At 72.4% G+C, this 18427-nt stretch carries 14 protein-coding genes and 1 pseudogene; 6 read left to right on the plus strand and 9 right to left on the minus strand.

Translation table 11 applies throughout. From position 1 onward, the window contains the following. The first annotated feature begins 80 nt into the window (after positions 1–80). Positions 81–1388, plus strand: a complete 1308-nt coding sequence (locus ABEB13_RS13475) for a hypothetical protein (RefSeq protein WP_345705706.1) — start codon at positions 81–83, stop codon at positions 1386–1388. A gap of 83 nt (positions 1389–1471) precedes the next feature. On the opposite strand, the pseudogene ABEB13_RS13480 reads toward ABEB13_RS13475, so the two are convergent. From ABEB13_RS13480 to ABEB13_RS13495, 4 genes and pseudogenes are all read right to left on the minus strand, one after another. Beyond that, positions 1472–3783, minus strand: a pseudogene (locus tag ABEB13_RS13480) (terpene synthase family protein). 236 nt (positions 3784–4019) lie between these two features. Then, positions 4020–4976 (minus strand): DUF1152 domain-containing protein, encoded by a 957-nt coding sequence (locus ABEB13_RS13485; RefSeq protein ID WP_345705707.1) that lies wholly within the window; start codon positions 4974–4976, stop codon positions 4020–4022. Positions 4977–5042: 66 nt separating this feature from the next. Continuing rightward, positions 5043–5771: a hemerythrin domain-containing protein gene (locus tag ABEB13_RS13490; RefSeq protein WP_345705708.1), complete on the minus strand. Its 729-nt coding sequence runs from the start codon at positions 5769–5771 to the stop codon at positions 5043–5045. A 332-nt stretch (positions 5772–6103) separates the two neighbouring features. After that, the gene (locus tag ABEB13_RS13495; protein WP_345705709.1) at positions 6104–7144 is read right to left on the minus strand and encodes an alpha/beta hydrolase; all 1041 of its coding nucleotides are present in this window, start codon (positions 7142–7144) and stop codon (positions 6104–6106) included. Positions 7145–7428: 284 nt separating this feature from the next. Here ABEB13_RS13495 and ABEB13_RS13500 point away from each other — a divergent pair, with 284 nt between their 5' ends. Both ABEB13_RS13500 and ABEB13_RS13505 read left to right on the plus strand, forming a co-directional pair. Continuing rightward, positions 7429–8190 (plus strand): SDR family oxidoreductase, encoded by a 762-nt coding sequence (locus tag ABEB13_RS13500; RefSeq protein WP_345705710.1) that lies wholly within the window; start codon positions 7429–7431, stop codon positions 8188–8190. Between the two features lie 254 nt (positions 8191–8444). Next, positions 8445–9875 carry a carbohydrate-binding protein gene (locus ABEB13_RS13505; protein ID WP_345705711.1) on the plus strand — a complete coding sequence of 477 codons (1431 nt, stop codon included), beginning with the start codon at positions 8445–8447 and terminating at the stop codon, positions 9873–9875. 50 nt (positions 9876–9925) lie between these two features. On the opposite strand, the gene ABEB13_RS13510 is transcribed toward ABEB13_RS13505, so the two are convergent. Both ABEB13_RS13510 and ABEB13_RS13515 read right to left on the minus strand, forming a co-directional pair. After that, complete coding sequence (locus ABEB13_RS13510; RefSeq protein ID WP_345705712.1) at positions 9926–10147, minus strand: hypothetical protein; 222 nt, start codon at positions 10145–10147, stop codon at positions 9926–9928. Positions 10148–10254: 107 nt separating this feature from the next. After that, on the minus strand, positions 10255–12336 hold the full coding sequence (locus ABEB13_RS13515; protein ID WP_380232855.1) for a carbohydrate-binding module family 20 domain-containing protein: 2082 nt from the start codon (positions 12334–12336) through the stop codon (positions 10255–10257). A 362-nt stretch (positions 12337–12698) separates the two neighbouring features. Here ABEB13_RS13515 and ABEB13_RS13520 point away from each other — a divergent pair, with 362 nt between their 5' ends. From ABEB13_RS13520 to ABEB13_RS13530, 3 genes are read left to right on the plus strand one after another with little or no spacing between them, the layout of a single operon-like run. Then, positions 12699–13208 (plus strand): SigE family RNA polymerase sigma factor, encoded by a 510-nt coding sequence (locus tag ABEB13_RS13520; protein ID WP_345705713.1) that lies wholly within the window; start codon positions 12699–12701, stop codon positions 13206–13208. Between the two features lie 38 nt (positions 13209–13246). Beyond that, the gene (locus ABEB13_RS13525; protein ID WP_345705714.1) at positions 13247–13645 is read left to right on the plus strand and encodes a hypothetical protein; all 399 of its coding nucleotides are present in this window, start codon (positions 13247–13249) and stop codon (positions 13643–13645) included. After that, entirely contained in the window at positions 13645–14061 is a 417-nt protein-coding gene (locus ABEB13_RS13530; protein WP_345705715.1) for a hypothetical protein, read from the plus strand. Before ABEB13_RS13525 ends, ABEB13_RS13530 begins: the two co-directional genes overlap by 1 nt. Before the next feature lie 17 nt (positions 14062–14078). On the opposite strand, the gene ABEB13_RS13535 is transcribed toward ABEB13_RS13530, so the two are convergent. From ABEB13_RS13535 to ABEB13_RS13545, 3 genes are all read right to left on the minus strand, one after another. Further along, positions 14079–14417: a P-II family nitrogen regulator gene (locus ABEB13_RS13535; RefSeq protein WP_345705716.1), complete on the minus strand. Its 339-nt coding sequence runs from the start codon at positions 14415–14417 to the stop codon at positions 14079–14081. Further along, positions 14414–15733 carry an ammonium transporter gene (locus tag ABEB13_RS13540; protein WP_345705717.1) on the minus strand — a complete coding sequence of 440 codons (1320 nt, stop codon included), beginning with the start codon at positions 15731–15733 and terminating at the stop codon, positions 14414–14416. The genes ABEB13_RS13535 and ABEB13_RS13540 overlap by 4 nt, the downstream gene beginning before the upstream one ends. Before the next feature lie 215 nt (positions 15734–15948). Further along, the gene (locus tag ABEB13_RS13545; protein ID WP_345705718.1) at positions 15949–18282 is read right to left on the minus strand and encodes a M4 family metallopeptidase; all 2334 of its coding nucleotides are present in this window, start codon (positions 18280–18282) and stop codon (positions 15949–15951) included. Between the last annotated feature and the right edge of the window lie 145 nt (positions 18283–18427).

Here is an 18427-nt window from a genome sequence, read left to right on the forward strand (position 1 = left end):
GGGCGCTGACAGACTGGCGGTATGACGCAGCCCGAGCCGCCGACCGGCGCCCGTCCCGACCGACGCCCGGCGGTGGCCGCGTGACCCGGCCGCGGGGGTCGGCCTTCCGTGCGTACTGCCACCTGCTGGACCGCACGGTCGAGCAGATCGCCGAGGCGGCCCGCGACGCCCGGAGCTACGATCGCGAGCGGATCGGCGACCTGGCCGACTTCTGGAACAACGCGTCGTTCGCGCTGGCCACGGCGGCCACCGCCCGCACCCGGCTCACCCGGGAGTTCCATGCCCGGGCCGGCCTGCGGTGGGGTCTGCACCTGCGCCCCGGCAGACGGGCGTGGGCGGTCGAGGAGGCGGCCGCGGCAGGCTTCGACCTGGACGGGCTGCTGCCGCCGGAGGAGGATCGCGGCGGCCACTGGCGGGACTTCGCCGGACGCGTGCAGCCCGTCCCGGTGCCGGCGACGCCGGCCGCGGTGGCCGACTACGACCTGTCGGTGTGCACCGTGGAGCAGCTGCGACTGGAACGCGTCGGCACCCGCCTGGGCGGTGTCCTGCGGCTGACGGCGCGGCGTCGGTTCGACCCCGGGGAACCGGCCGCCGAGGAGGCCCGCCTCGTCCTCTCGTTCGACGAGGTGACCGCGGCCGCGGTCGACAGCCGGGCCGCGGTGTTCGGCGCCGGGATCAAGGTCGGGCTCGGGGCGGACAGGGACCTGGTCGAGGTCGGGCTCGGGGCCGCGGGCGCGATCACCGGGCGCGGGGCCGAGCTGTGGATCGACGACGGCCGATGGCACCGGTCACCGGCCGGCCGGGCCGCGGACGCCGCGCTGGGGCAGGTCCCGCACGAGCGGGACGGGGCACCCCGGCACCCGTCGGCCCTGCAGGGGCCGGTCGGCCGGCAGATCGGCGGACTGCTCTACCAGACCATGCTGGTCCTGCGGAGAGGCCGGTCCGCTCACTGCGTGGACCGCGCCGAGGTCGTGGGGCTGGCCCCGATGCTGGCCGGCGCGGGCAGCGACCTGTCGGCCGCGGCCGGCCGCGGCCGGGCCGCGCTCGCGGCGCTGCCCGGGCAGTGGGTGCGCCGGGGTGACCCGGCGGCGGTCCGGCGGATGCTGGCGGACGCCTACGCGATCGGTGACACCGCGCCCCTGCGCGCTCTGCTGCCGCCGGGTGACGCGTTGCCTCCCGTGCCCGTCCCCGGCGGCGGCGTGCGGCTGCGGCTGGTGTCCTGGTCGACCGCGGGGATGCGGGACTTCCCGCCGCGCCCGGCGCGGGCCGTGGTGCACCTGGCCTGCCCGCCGGCGGACGGCTCGGGCGCGCCCTGGGGCCTGGCCGTCGACGACGCGGAGGAGTCGGCGATCTCGTCCTGCGGCCCGGGGCGTTCACCGCCGACCTGACGGCCGTGCCGGGCGAGGGGTTCGTCCGGCTGCGGGCCGGTGCCGCCGGGGTGCTGGACATCGCGGCGGCACCGGGCACCGCGCTACCGCAGGACGGGGACGGGCGGCCGGACGCCTGAGGTGCCGAGGCCGGTCGGGCCGAGCGGGACGGGCGGCGCGGCCGGGCGGGACGGCGGTGCCTCGACGCGCGTCGCGGCAGCCGGGAGCGGGACGGCCCCCGGCACCGGCACGGCACTGCCGGCCGGCGGCTGCGGCAGCGCCGGCCGGTGGTGCCGGACGAGGTCGGGCTCCGCGTAGCGCCTGCAGCCCCGGTGCCAGGTCAGGATGCCCGCCATCCAGTCCTGCAGTTCGACGACGTAGCCGTCGAGGGTCGCCCTGGCCTCCGCGTCCAGCTCGAAGTCGTCGTAGAGCAGGGGAAGTTCGTTCGCCGCGACGTGCTGGAACTGGCTGAGCCGGGAGTTCATCAGGTCGTGCACGATGCCGAGCGCGGTCGGGTGGTCGCAGTCGAAGAAGCTCTGCACCACCAGGACGAGGTTGTGCACCTCGCCCTCGTACTCGACCTCCTTCTGGTACGAGAAGACGTCGTTCATCAGCATCGCGTAGTCCGACGCGGAGTTCTCCAGGGCCTGCACCGGGCCGCTGCGGTGGACCTCGTCGGGGACGCGCCGGCCGTGGCCGATCCGGCTCAGGCCCATGGTGAGGTCCGAGCCGAAGGTGAACCGCCGCATCTCCAGGTAGTCGACCGGGTCGGGGATGCGGTTCTGGGCCTGGTTGAGCAGCTCCCAGAGCCAGCTTTCGAGCATCTTCTCGACGGACGCGCGAAAGCGTCGCCGCCCGATGTCGTCCATCGTCGCGGTGGTGCGCTCCCAGAGGTCCGCGAGGCCGCGTTCCAGACCGGTCAGCGGGACGGCGGTGGCCGCCCCGTCCAGCGGCATGAACTCCAGCAGCCGGTCGTTGCAGCCCTTGGCGCCGGCCAGGTCGCGGGTGGCGCCGTGGACGACGGGGTAGTAGTCGTCGCCGTAGGTACCCCAGGCCAACCACGCGGCGGCGAGGTCGAGTTCCTCCGGCGTACCGTCCGGGTGGATGCCGGCGGCGCACAGCGCGAGGTCGTAGTCGGCCAGCTTCTCCGCGTTCCAGACCCCGGGCACGGCGTCCATCATCCGCACCCGGTCGGCCCACCCGAGGAGGTTGCGCCGGGCCGTGTCGAGGTGCGGGTTGAGCCGGGTGCGGTACGGGAGTTCGAACTCCGGCAGGACCGAGGGGCCGACGGCGCGGAACGGGACGTGGCCGAGACTGCGGGCGCGGCCCGGCCCGACCAGGCCGCGCAGCGCCTTGAGCACGTCGGCCGCGCCGGTTCCCACGCCGGTCGGCCCGGGCAGGTCGGGGATGCGCTCGGCGGCCGCACCGCCGCCGTTCATGTAGCGGCTGGAGCGCATGTGCCACTCGTGGCCGCCGGACTGCCAGTCCTGCAGGCCCTTGACGTAGGCCATCACCCCGGCGCAGGCGGCCGGGTCGAGGCCGTGCTCGGCGAACAGGCCGGGGAGTTCGGCGAAGACGGTGTTCTCGAACTGGTGCAGCCGGGAGGTGAGGAGGTCGTTGACGCGCTCGGCCGCCTCCTGGGTGGAGCAGCCGAGGAAGGTCTCCAGGACGAGAACGCCGTTGGAGAGTTCGCCCTCGTCCTCGACCTCACGCTGGTAGGAGAACAGGTCGTTGCGCAGGTGGACGCCGTCGGAGAAGGCGTCGCGCAGCACCCGCATCGGCCGGGAGGCGGCGATCACCGCGGGCACCTCGGCGCCGACGGCGTGCTCGACCAGGCCGGCCGACCAGGGGCGCCGCCGACCTTGCGGCGCATCTCGATGTACTCGACCGGGTTGGAGATCCGGCCCGCGTTGATGTTGGAGAGCTCCCACATCGACTCGTTGAGCAGGTGCTCGGTACTTTCCCGGAACCGCTCGCGCCAGGCCTGCGACATGCTCGGCACGGTGCGCAGCCACAGATCGGCGAGGCCCGCCTCGACCGGGTTGGTGGGCTCGGGCGTGCCCTCGGAGAGGTCCAGCGGCATGAAGGCCGGCAGCCGGTCGAGGTAGGCCTTGCCGCCCTTGCGGTCCTGGGTGCGCTTGAACAGCTCCAGGAAGTGGTCGTCGAAGAAGAACACCCACACGTACCAGTCGGTGACCAGCGCCAACTCCTCGGCCGAGCAGTCGGGGTGGGTGTAGGCGCACAGCAGGGCGTAGTCGTGGGAGTCGAGGTCGTGCTCGTCCCAGACGCCCGATCCCTCCACCATCCCCATGCCTCGGGCCCACTGTTTGGTGTGGACGCGGGCGTGGTCCAGGTGCGGGTTGAGCGTCGCCGGATGCGGGACGTAGAAGTCCGGCAGCTCGAAGGGTTGAGGCACTGCCGTGCCACCTTTCCTCGGCCGTCTTGGAGCCCCGGACGAGGCGCGTCCGGGCCGACGGTCATGATCGCGCGGAGCCTGCCCCCGGCGGCGGGGAACACACCGACGGCGGAGCGTCCGCGGAGGACCGGTCGACGGTTGCGCGCCCGCACGGCGGCGCACACGCCCGGCGCACGACGGGCCGTGCGCGCCCCGTGCGGGGGCTCCCACCGGGGGTCGATCCGGCGCGCGGCCGCTCAGTGCGGAAAAACCCGAGGTGGGCGCTGTGCGGGGAGCGCATCCCGGAACTCCTCGATGATCGAACTGATCTGCCGCATCAGAACGGTCCGTTCGAGCCGGTCGAGGTAGAGGTTCCGGGCGGCCAGTGCTTCGACCGTCACACCGAAGTAGAGTGTCATCAACGGGTTGACGAACAAGGCGCCTGTGCGATCGGTGAAGCGGACGTCGCCGAACTCGCCGCGCAGGGCGGCCGCGACCGAGCCGTGCACGATGCTCGGGTAGGCGGGGAAGGCGGCCCGCGCGTGCTCGACCGCGTCCAGGTAGAGCACGCCCTCCCTGCTGTCGCGCGGCAGCGAGAACGCACCGAGGTAGCCGCCCGCCCGGTCGATCGCGGCGAGGTTCTCCAGCACGTGGGCGTGGTTGACGCCGTGGTACGCGTCGATGCCGAACCCGAGGCTGGCGACGAGCCGTTCGGGGATGTGCGACAGGCCGGCCACCGCCGCGAGCGACGCCATGTCCTCCTCCGGGGTGCCGAGCCCGGCCTCGTCCCCGCGCAGCAGGATGTCGGTGCCGCCGTCCACCAGCAGCACCGCGTCCACCCCGAGGTGGCCGGTCAGCGCCCGGTACGCGTCCCGCAGCAGTTCCACGCCGACCGGGTTGAACGCCCACACCGTGTCCGGCATGCCGTGCAGCCGCAGCCAGCGGGCGAGGGTGCGCTCGGGGAAGTACTCCTTCGCACCGCGGGTGTCGGGACGGATCTCGGCGACGTCCGGCGCGAGCCACACGTCGAGATCGAGCCCGTACAGGTTGCTGAACGACAGGTTGGCCAGGTGCACCTCCTTGCCGGCCGCCCGCAGCGCGAGCGCGATCGGCAGGCCGGCGTAGACGTCGAACCCGCCCCCGGCCCCGGCGACGAGGATCCGGTCGGCCGTCATGAGCCGCGCGAGCAGGGCCGGTTCGAACATCGAGGTCATCCGGCGGACCTTAGCAGGGCGACACCCGGACGGCCCGCGGGCCCGGCCGGGGCCCGGCCGTCCGGCTCAGCTGCGGCCCGGCCCCCACAGCTGGGCCGAGCAGCGGGCGTAGGTGTCCCGCCAGTGCGGCCAGTGCCGGGCCACGGTGTCGTCGCAGTCCGCCAGCAGGAGCTCGACGTGGGCCTCGTCGACGCCGTCGAGCAGCCAGACCAGGGCGTCGGAGGAGGCGGGGCCGTCCGCGGCGCGCAGCAGGTCGAGCAGTTCGGGCAGGGTGCCGATCCGGGATCCGGCCGGGAAGACGCCCGCCATCCGCGGCAGCAGCTGCCGCTCCTCGATCCGCAGGTGGGTCTCCACCCGGGCCGCGAGCTCCTCCACCGCGTACGCGACCGGCCAGGCGCTGGCGGGGTCACGGGTGGCGATCCGGACGAGCGTGGTCACCCGGGTGAAGGAGTGGTCGAGGTTGTGGTGGTCGGCCTCCAGCCAGTTGAGCAGCAGGCGCAGCTCCGGCGCGAAGCGGCGCAGCATCGGCCACAGCCGGGTGTCCTGCTGCTCGTGGTGGCAGGTGAGCATGGCGGTCATGAAGTCCCAGTGGCCCTGGAGCGCGCGGGCGCCGGCCTCGTCCTCGGGCTGGAGCAGGCGCAGGGCGTTGGGCAGCCGGGCCAGGTCGCGGCGCATGGCGGCGTGGACGAGGTGCAGGGCGGCGAACGGGATCGGCTGGGCCTCGGGCATCCGCTGCTCCGCGTACGGCTGGGCAGGAATCTGTGGCGAGTCGACGGGGAGCAGGTGGCAGGGCATGACGCTCTCTTCGCGGCTGACTGGGGCTGGATCGTCTCCGGCACCGCGACGGTGCTCGGCCAGGGCTCCAGAGTGGTGCCAGCCCATCAGAGTCGAATCAATGACCGATTGACGCGCAGGTCAGGACGGTGATCGGAGGGTGATCGGGGTGCCCCCGCACGCCGGGGTGCCCGGCGGCCCGGGGGCGCTGCAGCGGAAGACGGCACGCGCCGGGCGGCGCAACCGCCGGCGGATTGGAGTATCCCGCTTCCCGGGCAGCGCTGTCCGGCCGACTCGCCGATTCGCGGCGGGCCGGCGGTGCGGCGGCGGGGTGCGGGCGGTACGACGGCGCGTCAGTCGCCGGACGGCCCGGCGAGGTTCCGGGTCAGCCACTCCAGGGTGGTCGGGATCATCTTCTTGAAGTCGGCGGTGAGGTGCTTGCCGCCGGGCTGCTCGTAGTAGTCGACGGTGAGCGGCGGCGCGGCCTTCTTCACCCAGGCCTTGACCAGGCCGGTCTCGAAGCCGTTGGAGCCGCCCGCGGTGGCGAGCATCCGCACGTCGGCCTTGCCCTGGGCGACCAGTTCGCCGGGGCTGTTGGCCAGCCGCTCGGCCTCGTGGCCCTTCCAGAGCGGCGAGTCGGGGTTGAAGTAGCCGTCGATCGGGACGGCGGCCTTGAAGACGTCGGGGTGTTGCAGGGCGAGCTTCGCGCTGCAGAACGCGCCGGTCGAGGCGCCCATCAGGCCCCAGCCGTCACGCCCCTTGAGGGTGCGGAAGTTGGCGCGGACGAAGTCCGGGACGTCCTGGGACATCCAGGTGCCGATCTTCGGCTGGCCGGGGATGTCGGAGCATTCGAGGGCCTGCGACTCCCGGGAGTCGAGGTTCTGCACGGGCATGACGAGGATGAACGGGTGCGCCTTGCCCTGCTGGGCGAGGTCGGCGTCGATCTTCTGGATCGGCAGCTGGTTGTCCGTCCAGGTGTTGTAGCCGGCGCTCTGGCCGCCCGCGTACAGGGTGAGCACCGGGAACCCGTAGGTGGCGTACTTGGGGTCGTGGTACTGCGGCGGCAGCCAGACCCAGACCTTGCCGCTGACCCCCGACTTGGCGCCCTTCAGGGTGGTCAGCATGATCGGGCCGGCCCCGGTGTCGCGGACGCGGGTCAGGGTCGCGGCCGGGCCGGTCGGCAGCAGGACGCGGCCGGGCTTCGCGGACGGCGCGGGGCTCGGCGCCTGCGCCGGGGCGGAGCCGGTGGCGCCGGCCGCGTCGTGCGAGCCGGCCGGTGCCGCGGCGGATCCGCACCCGGTGAGCGCCGTGGCCAGCGCGAGTGCCCCGGCCGTACCGGCCAGACGGGCGCGGGTGCGGGCGGCACGGGTGCGGTGGGGCTGCTGCGAGGACACGGGGACTCTCCGACGCCGGGACGTCCGGACGGGCGCCGGACGGGTGGCCCCGGATGCGGAGCCGTCCGAGATCGTATGACGCGGACCTGCGGAAACCGGTTGCGACAGGGCGGGCAAGCAGCCGAATGGCGGGGGTGCACCCCGCCGTCCGGCGGGGTCCGGAGCTTGTGCCGAGTGGTGTCCGCGCGGCGGGCGGGCGTGTTGGACGGTCCTACCGGTGACAGCCCCGGGGCGCTCGGCGATCATCGGGGGAAGCGTCCGGCCACCGCATCGAGGAGCGCGCCATGCCGCAGCAGATCGCCGTCGTCACCGGGGCCGGCAGCGGGATCGGGCGCGCCGTCGCGGTGGAGCTCGCGGCGGCCGGGATGCAGCTGGTGCTCGCCGGGCGGCGGGCCGACCCGCTGCGGGCGACGGCGGAGGCGGCCGCCCGGGCGGAGGGGGCCGCGGGTCGGCCGGTGGTGGTGCCGACCGACGTCACCGACCCGGCGGCGGTGGACGCGCTGTTCGCGGAGACGGCGGAGCGCTTCGGCCGGCTCGACCTGCTGTTCAACAACGCCGGCACGTTCGGCGCGCCCACCCCGGTCGAGGACCTGTCGGTGGCGGACTGGCGGGCGGTGGTCGACCTCAACCTCACCGGCGCGTTCCTCTGCGCGCAGGCCGCGTTCCGGCTGATGAAGGCCCAGGAGCCGCAGGGCGGCCGGATCATCAACAACGGGTCGATCTCGGCCCACGTGCCGCGTCCGCACTCCGTCGCGTACACCGCGACCAAGCACGCCGTGACCGGGTTGACGAAGGCGCTGTCGCTGGACGGCCGCCCGTACCGGATCGCCTGCGGGCAGATCGACGTCGGCAACGCCGCCACCGACATGACGGCGGCGATGGGCACCGGTGTGCGGCAGGCGGACGGGCGGATCGCCGCCGAGCCGACCATGGACGTGGCCGACGTGGCACGGACGGTGCGGCACATGGCACAGCTGCCGCTGGAGGCGAACGTGCAGTTCGCCACAGTGATGGCGACGGCGATGCCGTACATCGGCCGCGGCTGACGGAACGGGGCGCGCCCGGCCGCGCGGGTCCGAGGGAGCCCTCGCCCGGCCGGGGCGCCCCTGTGAGAGCGCTCTCGAATGGAGAGTGGCCGCCGGGACGACGAACTGTCAATGCCCGACACCGAGCCTTGAAGCTCCCTTAGGGTTCACCAGCCAACTTGCCTTCAGTTGTTGACAGTGGCCCGGCAGTTGGGTACCTACTTCCGAGAGCGCTCTCATTTCTGGTACGCCCCCACCCACCGAGAGGTACCCCCATGCGGCACCGAAGGCCACGCCTGCGCGTTCTGCTCTCCGCCGTCGGACTGTCCGGCCTGCTCGCCGCCGGGCTCACCGGCCAGCTCAGCGCCCAGGCCAGCGCACCCACGCCGCCGGCCGGCTGGACACAGGTGTTCACCGACGACTTCAACGGCCCGGCCGGATCCGGCGTCAACACCGCCAACTGGCTCTACACGACCGGCACTTCCTACCCGGGAGGAGCGGCGAACTTCGGCACCGGCGAGGTCGAGACGATGACCTCCAGCACCTCCAACGTCGCGCTCGACGGCAACGGCAACCTGAAGATCACCCCGCTCCGGGACGCTGCGGGCAACTGGACCTCCGGCCGGATCGAGACCAACCGCACCGACTTCCAGCCGCCGGCCGGGGGCAAACTGAGGATCGAGTCGCGGCTGCAGATGCCGAACGTGACCGGCGCCGCCGCCAAGGGCTACTGGCCGGCGTTCTGGGCCCTCGGTGCGCCCTTCCGCGGCAACTACTGGAACTGGCCGGGCATCGGCGAGATCGACGTCATGGAGAACGTCCAGGGCCTGAACAACGTCTGGGGCACCCTCCACTGCGGCACCGCCTCCGGCGGCCCCTGCAACGAGACCACCGGCATCGGTGGCCAGAGCGCCTGCACGCCCAGCTGCCAGAGCGGCTTCCATACCTACGCGGTGGAGTGGGACCGCTCCACCAGTCCGGAGCAGCTGCGCTGGTACCTGGACGGCGTGCAGTTCCACAGCGTGAACTCCGGCCAGATGGACGCCGCCACCTGGAGCGCGGCCACCAACCACGGCTTCTTCGTCATTCTCAACGTGGCGATGGGCGGTGGCTTCCCCGGCGCGTTCGGCGGCGGACCGGACAGCGGGACGGTCTCGGGCGTGCCCATGCTGGTCGACTACGTGAGTGTCCTGCAGTCCGGCGGCGGCAGCACGCCGACCCCGACGCCCACTCCGACGCCCACGCCCACGCCGACCCCGACGCCCACCCCGACCGGTGGCACCACCCCGCCGCCCGGGAACCGCGACGCCTACAGCGCGATCCAGGCCGAGTCCTCCGACAGCCAGTCGGGCACCGCCACCGAGACCTGCTCCGAGGGCGGCCAGGACGTCGGCTGGATCGGCAACGGCGACTGGGCGCTCTACCGCGGGGTGAACTTCGGCTCCACGCCCGCCACGCAGTTCCTCGCCCGGGTGGCCGGCGGCGCGGGCGGCTCGGTGAGCGGCCTCGTCGAAGTCCGCCTGGACAGCCGGAGCAACGCCCCGATCGGCTCGTTCGCCGTCGGCGACACCGGGGGCTGGCAGAACTGGCGGACCGTACCGGCCAACATCAGCGCGGTGACCGGCACCCACGACGTCTACCTGACGTTCAGCAGCGGGCAGCCGGCCGACTTCCTCAACCTCAACTGGTTCGACTTCGGCCACTGACCGGCGACGGGCCGCCGCCGCACCCCTGCCGGTGCGGCGGCGGCCCGCTCTCACTCGTCGTGCGAGTGCCGGTACCGCGGCACCGGCCCGTCGGGGTCGAACCGGTACACGCTGGTCGTGGGCCAGTACTCGCCCGCCTCGGTGGCGGGCAGGTCGGCGCGGAGGATCATCCGGAGCGCGGGCGGCGGCGCGCCGGGACGGACACGCTTCAGGTGTCCGTCCCAACGGCCGCCGCGGAGCTCGATGTCGAGAACGGTGGGGGCGTTGCTCACGCGACCGATCGTGCCATCGGGGTGACGGCACGACCGGTCCCGCGGAGCTTCACCACCCGATCGAGGGGTTTGGACCGGTCACCCGTGTCCTCCCCCGGCGGGCGGGGTCAGGGCCGCCAGGTGTCGCTCAGGGTGACCAGACCGCTCGCCGGGACGGTGGCCGTCCGGTTCGCCCCGGACTCCCAGGTGACCGCCCCGCTCGCGTCCTTGCGGATGTACTTGTACTCGAACGCGGTGCCGGCGCCCAGCGTCACGTTCAGCTTCCACACCGGGTAGGCCGCCGAGGAGAGCAGCAGCGCCTGCGAGGTGTCCCAGTTGCCGAGCGTCGCGTTGTTGCCGACCACGTAGATGTTCTGGCCGGTCACGGTGGTGGCGTTGACCGCGAACGAGGCGCCGGTGGTGGTGGAGGTCGCCGTGGCGGTCGGCGAGGGGGATGCCGATGCCGTGGCGCCGGCGCACGGGTCGCCGCTGCCGATCACGCCGTCCTTGACGGTGACGTTGCCGCTGCCCAGCGCGTAGTTGGCGCTGTTGTTGTTGTCCCAGGTGCCGGAGCCGTTGTTGAAGGTGGCGGCGAGCCCCGCGGCGGTGCCGAGGTCGACGGTCTTCTTCACCCAGCCGGTGCAGGCGGCGTCCATGACGACCCCGGGCGCGGTGGTCCAGGTGCCGCCGGTGGGCGCGTAGTGCAGGTAGTACGCCGACCAGTTCTTGTCCGTCGAGTAGAAGACGGTCGCCGAGCCGGTGCTGCCGGTCGGGGTGCTGCTGGGGGTGCTGCTCGGGGTGGCCGTGGCGGTGGCGTTGCCGCCCGCGCCGACGTAGAGGGCGACGGCGTCGCCGGCCGCGATCGTCGCGGTGAAGGTGCCGTTCGAACCGACGGTGTAGGTGGTGCCGGAGCAGCCGCCGCCGGTGGTCGGGTCGCCGTGCTGGACGTCGCAGTAGGTGCCGGCGGGCAGCGAGGTCTGGAAGGTCTGGGTGATCGAGCCGCTCTCGTGGTTGATCGCGACGTAGCCCTTGTTGCCGCGGCCGAAGCCGATCGCGTTGTTGCCGTTGGACCACCAGTTGGTCATGCCGGTGCCGGAGACGGCGTTGCGGAAGCCGACCATGTTGGCGACCTGCCGCCAGGCGTGGGTGCAGTTCCAGCCGTCGCTGTAGCAGGCGTTGACGGTGCCGCCGTTCGGCGGGCCGTCGTCGTTGTTGGAGAAGGCGTAGCCGGAGTACACGTTCGGCGAGCCGTACGGGAAGGCCAGCATGAAGACGTTGGCCAGCGTGTAGCTGTTGCCGTACTTGTAGTTCAGGGTCGAGCCGTTGCGCTCGGTGTCCCAGTTGTCGACGAACGTGCGGGCCTGGCCGCTGGCGAGCAGGCCGCTGCCCCAGGTGGAGAGGTCGGAGATCTTGCCGCCGTTGAAGGCGCTCTTCAGCCAGGTGCCGGAGCGGAACTCGTCGACGTCGCCCGTGCCGGTGTACTCGGAGGGCTGGACGGCCTCGCCCGCACCGTAGATGACCTCCTGCACCCAGTAGGCGTTGGGGTTGCTCATCTTCGCCTTGATGCCGGCGAGGTCCGAGGCGGCGATGTGCTTGGCCGCGTCGATCCGGAAGCCGTCCACCCCGAGCGTCAGCAGGTCGCTGAGGTAGTTGGCGATGGTCTGCTGGACGTACGTCGAACCGGTGTCCAGGTCGGCCAGGTTGACCAGCTCGCAGGTCTGCACGTTGGTGCGGTCGCCGTAGTTGCTGATCGCCGTGCGGCAGGAGTGGAAGTCCTGGTCCTGGTAGTAGCCGGGGTAGTTGTACTTGGTGTAGTTCGTCCCGCCGGTGCCCGTCCCGGAGCCGGCGGTCATGTGGTTGATCACCGAGTCGGCGATCACCTTGACGCCCGCCGCGTGGCAGGTGGCGACCATGTTCTGGAAGGACGTGCGGTCGCCGAGCCGGCCGGCGATCTTGTAGCTGACGGGCTGGTAGGAGGTCCACCACTGGGCGCCCTGGATGTGCTCCTGGGGCGGCGAGACCTCGACGAAGCCGTACCCCTTGGGGCCGAGCGTGTCGGTGCACGCCTTGGCGACCGAGTCGAACTTCCACTCGAAGAGGGTGGCGGTGACGTCCTTGCTGCTCGGCGGGGTGGCCTCGGCGGTCGGCGCGAGCGTGAGCCCGGCGCCGATCGAGAGGGCCAGTGCGGCGGATGCGGTGAGAGCGCCGATCACGCGGCCGCGACGGCCTGCGGATACGGTGGTGACCACGGTGTCTCCTGGGGGCTGCAGGGTGGGGGAGCCGGTCGCCCGCATGCTGGGGGTGCGGGCGGCGGTGCAGGAGTGGGGCGCGACCGCGATACGCCGTCGACGCCGGACCATCGTGCCGGTTTCTGCAAGACCACTGAAACTTGCAGGAAACTTTCAACGCGCCGAACTTACGGCGGGCGTGAACGGAGCGTCAAGAGCGAAGGGCGCAACGAATCGGACTCGCCGGTAACATCCCCGGACTCCCGTGATACCTCACCTGCGGCCCGCCGCGTCTAAGAGGGGACGCCACCACACCGACCACGTACACACGGGGGAACGACGGCATGCAGAAGGCTCTCGACTTCGAGGAGTTCGCGAGCAGCCGCACGCGCAGGCTCTTCCAGGTCGCCTACCTCATGTGCGGGGACTGGCACCGGGCACAGGACCTCGTCCAGACCACACTCGCGAAGATGTTCGCCGTCTGGCCACGGCTGCGCCGCCGCGAGGACGAGTCCGGCCTCGACGCCTACGCCCGCACCGTGCTGCTGCGCACCTACCTCTCGCAGAAGCGGCTGCGCCGCTCCTCGGAGGTCGTGCTCGCCGACCTGCCGGACACTCCGCAGCAGGACGGCCACGGCAGCGACCTGCGGCTCACACTCACTTCCGCGCTCGGCCAACTCCCGCCCCGCAACCGGGCAGTGGTGGTCCTGCGCTACCTGGAGGACCACAGCATCGAGGCGGTCGCCGACATGATGGGCATCTCCGCCGGCGCGGTGAAGAGCCTCAACACCCGCTCCCTGGCCCGGCTGCGGGAAATCCTCGGCGAGGACCGCGAACTCCTCTTCCGGCTCTGACTCCTCCCCGACCCTCCCCAGCTCCCGGAGTGCGCACCATGGACATCGAAGACGACCTCAGCAGGCTGCTCGGCGCGGGCGCCGACCAGATCCACGTTCCCGTTCAGACCATCGTCGCCGAGGCCGCGCACCGCGGCCGCAGGCTGCGCCGCCGCCGGCGGATCACCCGGGCCGTCGGAGCGGTCGCCGCCGTGGCCCTGCTCACCGGCGGGGTGGCCGCGTTCGGCCCCGACACCGCGCGGCGCGGCGAGCCACCCGCGACCGACCGGCCGAGCGCCGCGGCCCCGTCCGTCCTCGGCCCCACCGACCCGCCGGTGAACGGCAGGGTCGCCACCACCCCGGCCGGCCTGCTCGGCATCTTCGCCACGCTGCTGCCCCCTCGGCCCGGTTCAGCGCGTACTCGGGCTCTGGCACCGCCCAGGACGGCGGCCTGCTGATGGCCCGGGTCGACGTGGACCTCGGCGACCACCTGCCGAGCAGCGTCGACATCTCGATGGTGCGCGGCACCGTCCCCACCGGCGGCAACTGCCCCAGCACGGAGAACTTCGGCGGCCTGCCGCGCGAGCGCTGCAGCCGTACGCCCGAGGGGTACCGGATCGCCGTCGTGCCGATGCAGAGCGGCGGCGAGCGCTACGTACTGCAGCGGCCGGACGGCATCACCCTCGAACTGCTGCTCTACAACGGCATCATGAGCGGCGAAGGGGCCGGCATGACGTTCACCGCGTCCCGGCCGGGGGCGCCCGGGACGGCGGACCTCTGGCAGCACGTCGTCCGCTCGCCCCTGTGGGACACCCGGGTCGCGGTGCGCATCGCCCAGGACGGCGCCGAGCGGGCGTCCGCGGCCCAGCGCTGAGCGCCGGGCCGGGCGGGTCAGACCGCGTCCGGCCCGCGCTCGCCGGTCCGGACGCGGACGATGCCGTCGACCGGCACGGACCAGACCTTGCCGTCGCCGATCTTGCCGGTGCGGGCGGCGGTCACGATGGTGTCCATGACCTCGTCCGCGACCTCGTCCTCGACGACGACCTCGATGCGGACCTTGGGCACCAGGTCGATCCGGTACTCGGCACCGCGGTAGACCTCGGTGTGCCCGTGCTGGCGTCCGTAGCCGCTGGCCTCGGTGACCGTGAGCCCGTGCACCCCGCGCTCCTGGAGCGCGGTCTTGACCTCGTCCAGCTTGAACGGCTTGACGACGGCGGTGATCAGCTTCATGCGGTGGCGGCCTTGTCGGACGGGTGCGCGAGCACGGTGGCGTGGGCCGTCGTGCCGTGGCCCAGGACGCCGTGATCGTACGCGGTCTCGGCGTGCACGGCGAGGTCGAGGCCGGTCAGTTCGTGCTCGGCCGACGCCCGGAATCCCATCAGCCGGTCGATCACGAGGCCGATCCCGTAGGTCGCCCCGAAGGCGTAGCCGCCGACCGCGAGGACGGCGACGAGCTGCTTGCCGGCCAGCGCGAGGCCGCCGCCGCTCAGCAGCCCTTCGGGGCCGCCAGTCATCACGGCGGTGGCGAAGACCCCGATCAGCACGGTGCCGATCACCCCGGCCACGAAGTGGACGCCCACCACGTCCAGCGAGTCGTCGAAGCCGAACCGGAACTTCCAGCTCACCGCGTACGAGCAGACCACGCCCGCGGCCAGGCCGATCACCAGGGCGCCGAGCAGCGAGACACTGCCGCAGGACGGCGTGATGGCGACCAGGCCCGCCACCGCGCCGGAGGCGGCGCCGAGCGTGGTGGCGTGGCCGTCCCGGCGCTTCTCCACCAGGAGCCAGCCCAGCAGGCCGGTGCAGCCGGCCGCCTGGGTGTTCAGCAGGACGGCCGCGGCGGTGCCGTTGGCGCCCAGCGCCGAGCCGGCGTTGAAGCCGAACCAGCCGAACCAGAGCAGCCCGGCGCCCAGCAGGACGAGCGGCAGGTTGTGCGGCCGCATGGCCTCCTTGCGGAAGCCGATCCGCGGGCCGAGCACCAGGGCGAGCGCCAGGCCGCTCGCCCCGCAGTTGACCTCCACCACGGTGCCGCCGGCGTAGTCGAGGGCGCCGAGCTTCGCCAGCACCCAGCCGCCCGGCGAGAACACCCAGTGCGCGACGGGCACGTAGACCAGCAGGGTCCAGACCGCGATGAACGTCACCCAGGCGCCGAACCGGGTGCGGTCCGCGACCGCGCCGCTGATCAGCGCGGCGGTGATGATCGCGAAGGTCAGCTGGAAGGTCGCGAACAGCAGCGTCGGCACGTGGCCGGTGAGACTGGTGGGGCTGATTCCGGCCATCCCCAGGTGGTCGAGGCCGCCGATCAGCCCCCAGCCGCCGGCATCCGGGCCGAACGCCAGCGAGTAGCCGGCCACCAGCCACACCACGGTGACCACGGCGATCGAGACGAAGCTCATCATGATCATGTTGAGCACGCTCTTGGTGCGGACCATCCCGCCGTAGAACAGTGCGAGCCCGGGCGTCATCAGCAGCACGAGCGCGGTGCTGGCCAGCAGCCAGGCGGTGTCGCCGGTGTCGAGCCCGGCCGTGGAGTCAGCGAGGAGCATGCGGAACCTTCCCGTGCGGCGCGCAGCTGGGTGGGGACGCGCCGGTCGGGGAAGTTTTGCCCGGGCCGGTTACCTGTTGCGGACGGGCGTGTTTCGCCCGTGTTTCATGTTTCGTCTCAGTTACTGAGACCTCACACCGGCCGGCCCGGACACGCCGGAGGGGCCCGGCGGATGCCGGGCCCCTCCTCCATGCCGGTGGTGCCGAGTGTGTGGTGTCAGCTGGTCTGGATGGCGGTGTCGTCGATCACGAAGCTCGTCTGGAGCGAGGAGTCCTCGACGCCGTTGAACTTCAGGGTGACCGACTGGCCCGCGTAGGCGGACAGGTCGACCGTCTTCTGCGCGTAGCCGGTCGCGGCGTTGACGTTCGAGTACGAGGCCACCGAGGTGCCGTTGACGGTCACGGTGAGCTTGTCGTACGCGGTCGAGCCGGTCTCGGCGGTGTCGATGTGCAGCCAGTAGCTCAGGGTCGCCTTGCAGCCGGCCGGGATGGTCACCGTCTGCGAGGCGCTGTCCGTGTGCGTGGAGCCGTAGCCGTTCAGCCAGGCCTTCCAGGAGCCCGCGTGCGCGGCCTCGGAGGAGCTGTTGTCCACCACGCCGCTGGTGGTCGTCCACGGCGCGGCGGTGCCGGTCTCGAAGCCCGCGTTGCCGAGCAGCTGCGCCGGGGTGCAGGTGCCGCCGCCGCCGGAGCTGACCGTCCAGGTGAAGCTGGTCGCGCCGGTCTTGCCGGCGGCGTCCTTGGCGGTGACGGTCACGTTGTACGTGCCGGCCGTGGTCGCAGTGCCGGTGATCTTGCCGCTGGAGCTGATCGACAGGCCGGTCGGCAGGCCGGTGGCCGTGAACGTCAGCGGCGCGGTGCCGCCGGTCGCCGCGATCTGCAGGTTCGCCGTCCCGTTCAGCGCGGTGGTCTGGTTGCCCGGGTTGGTGACGGTGACGCCGCCGGCCGGCAGCGAGCCGACGTTGACCGCGGCCCAGGCGGTGGCGACCGCGTTGTACTCGGCGCTGCTCGCGCCGTACAGATCGGTCGCCGCGCTGAGGGTGGCGGTGCGCGCCGAGGCGTAGTTGGTGGTGGAGGTCATGTAGACGCTCAGCGCGCGGTACCAGATCTGCGCGGCCTTGTCCCGGCCGATGCCGCTGACCGCGATGCTGTTCACCGTGGGCGAGTTGTAGCTGACGCCGTTGACGACCTTGGCGCCGCTGCCCTCGGAGAGCAGGTAGAAGAAGTGGTTGGCGACGCCGGACGAGTAGTGGACGTCCAGGTTGCCGACGCCGGAGTACCAGGAGTCGGCGGAGCTGCCGTCCTTGGAGGGCTTGTCCATGTAACGGAGCGGCGTGCCGTCCCCGTTGATGTTGATGAGCTCGCCGATCAGGTAGTCCGGGTTGTCGGACGGGATGTTGGCGTAGAACTCCACCATCGTGCCCATGATGTCCGAGGTGGCCTCGTTGAGGCCGCCGGACTCGCCCGAGTAGTTCAGGCCGGCGGTGTTGGAGGTGACACCGTGGCTCATCTCGTGGCCCGCGACGTCGAGTTCGGTCAGCGGGTGGGTGTTGCCCGAGCCGTCGCCGTAGGTCATGCAGAAGCAGGTGTCGTCCCAGAACGCGTTCACGTAGTTGCTGCCGTAGTGCACGCGGCTGTAGGCGCCGACACCGTCGTTGCGGATGCCGTTGCGGCCGAAGGTGTTCTTGTAGAAGTCCCAGGTGGCCGCGACGCCGTAGTGGGCGTCGACCGCCGCCGACTCCTTGTTGGAGACGGTGCCGTCGCCCCAGCTGTCGGTGGACTTGGTGAACAGGGTGCCGTTGCCGGACGTCCCGTTGTTCAGGTTGGTGGTGTACATCCCGCCGCGGGTGGTGTCCTTCATCTGGTACGTCGAACCCGACAGCGAGGTGCCGATGGTGACGTTGCCGACGAAGACGCCCTTGCCCGTGCCGGTCTCGACACCCTCGAACTTCTGGATGACGGCACCGGTCTTGGCGTCGGTCACCACGTGCATCTTGCTCGGGGTGCCGTCCGACTCCATGCCGGAGACGACGGTCTCCCAGGCGAGCCGGGGGTGGTTGTCGGCGGCCCAGACGACCAGCCGCGGGGCGGTCTCCAGGGCGGCGCCGGACTGCGCGGCCAGCGCGGCGGCCTGCGCCTTGGGCGCGGCGAGCGCCGGGGCGGTGCCCAGTCCGTTCAGCGAGGCGGTGCTCGCGCGGTCCACACCCTTGGTCACGCCGCCCGCGGTCTGGTGCACCACCAGGTCGCCACCGAGCACGGGCAGGCCCGCGTAGGTGCGCTCGTAGCGGTAGTGCTTGGTGCCGTTGGCGTCCTGGACGACGTCCTTGACGACCAGCTTCTCCTGGCTGTCGAGGCCGAGCGACTGCGCGAGGGCGGTGCTCTTCTGGCCGGCGTCGGCGATCAGCTGGGCACGGCCGGCGACGGCCTGCGAGGCCGCGGCGCCGGTCGACGGGGCGCTGGGGGTGGCGTTCGCCACCACGGGGAAACCGGTGACCAGCAGAGCGGTGGTGGCCGCGAGCGCGGCCATGCTCACCCGGGCAGGGGTGCGGGACATGCGGACTCCTTTTCCGACCGACCGCGGGGTCACGGACGGTGGAGAGAACCTGGGCCGCGGGGTTGCGGCGCAGCGGGGGCCCGGCCGCCGGTGCGCGGCACGGGTGCGGTGCAATCAGGTGCGGGGTGATCAGGAGCAGTGCAGG

Origin of the sequence: Kitasatospora paranensis (assembly GCF_039544005.1) — a bacterium.
In the GTDB taxonomy this organism is placed as follows: Bacteria; Actinomycetota; Actinomycetes; order Streptomycetales; family Streptomycetaceae; genus Kitasatospora; species Kitasatospora paranensis.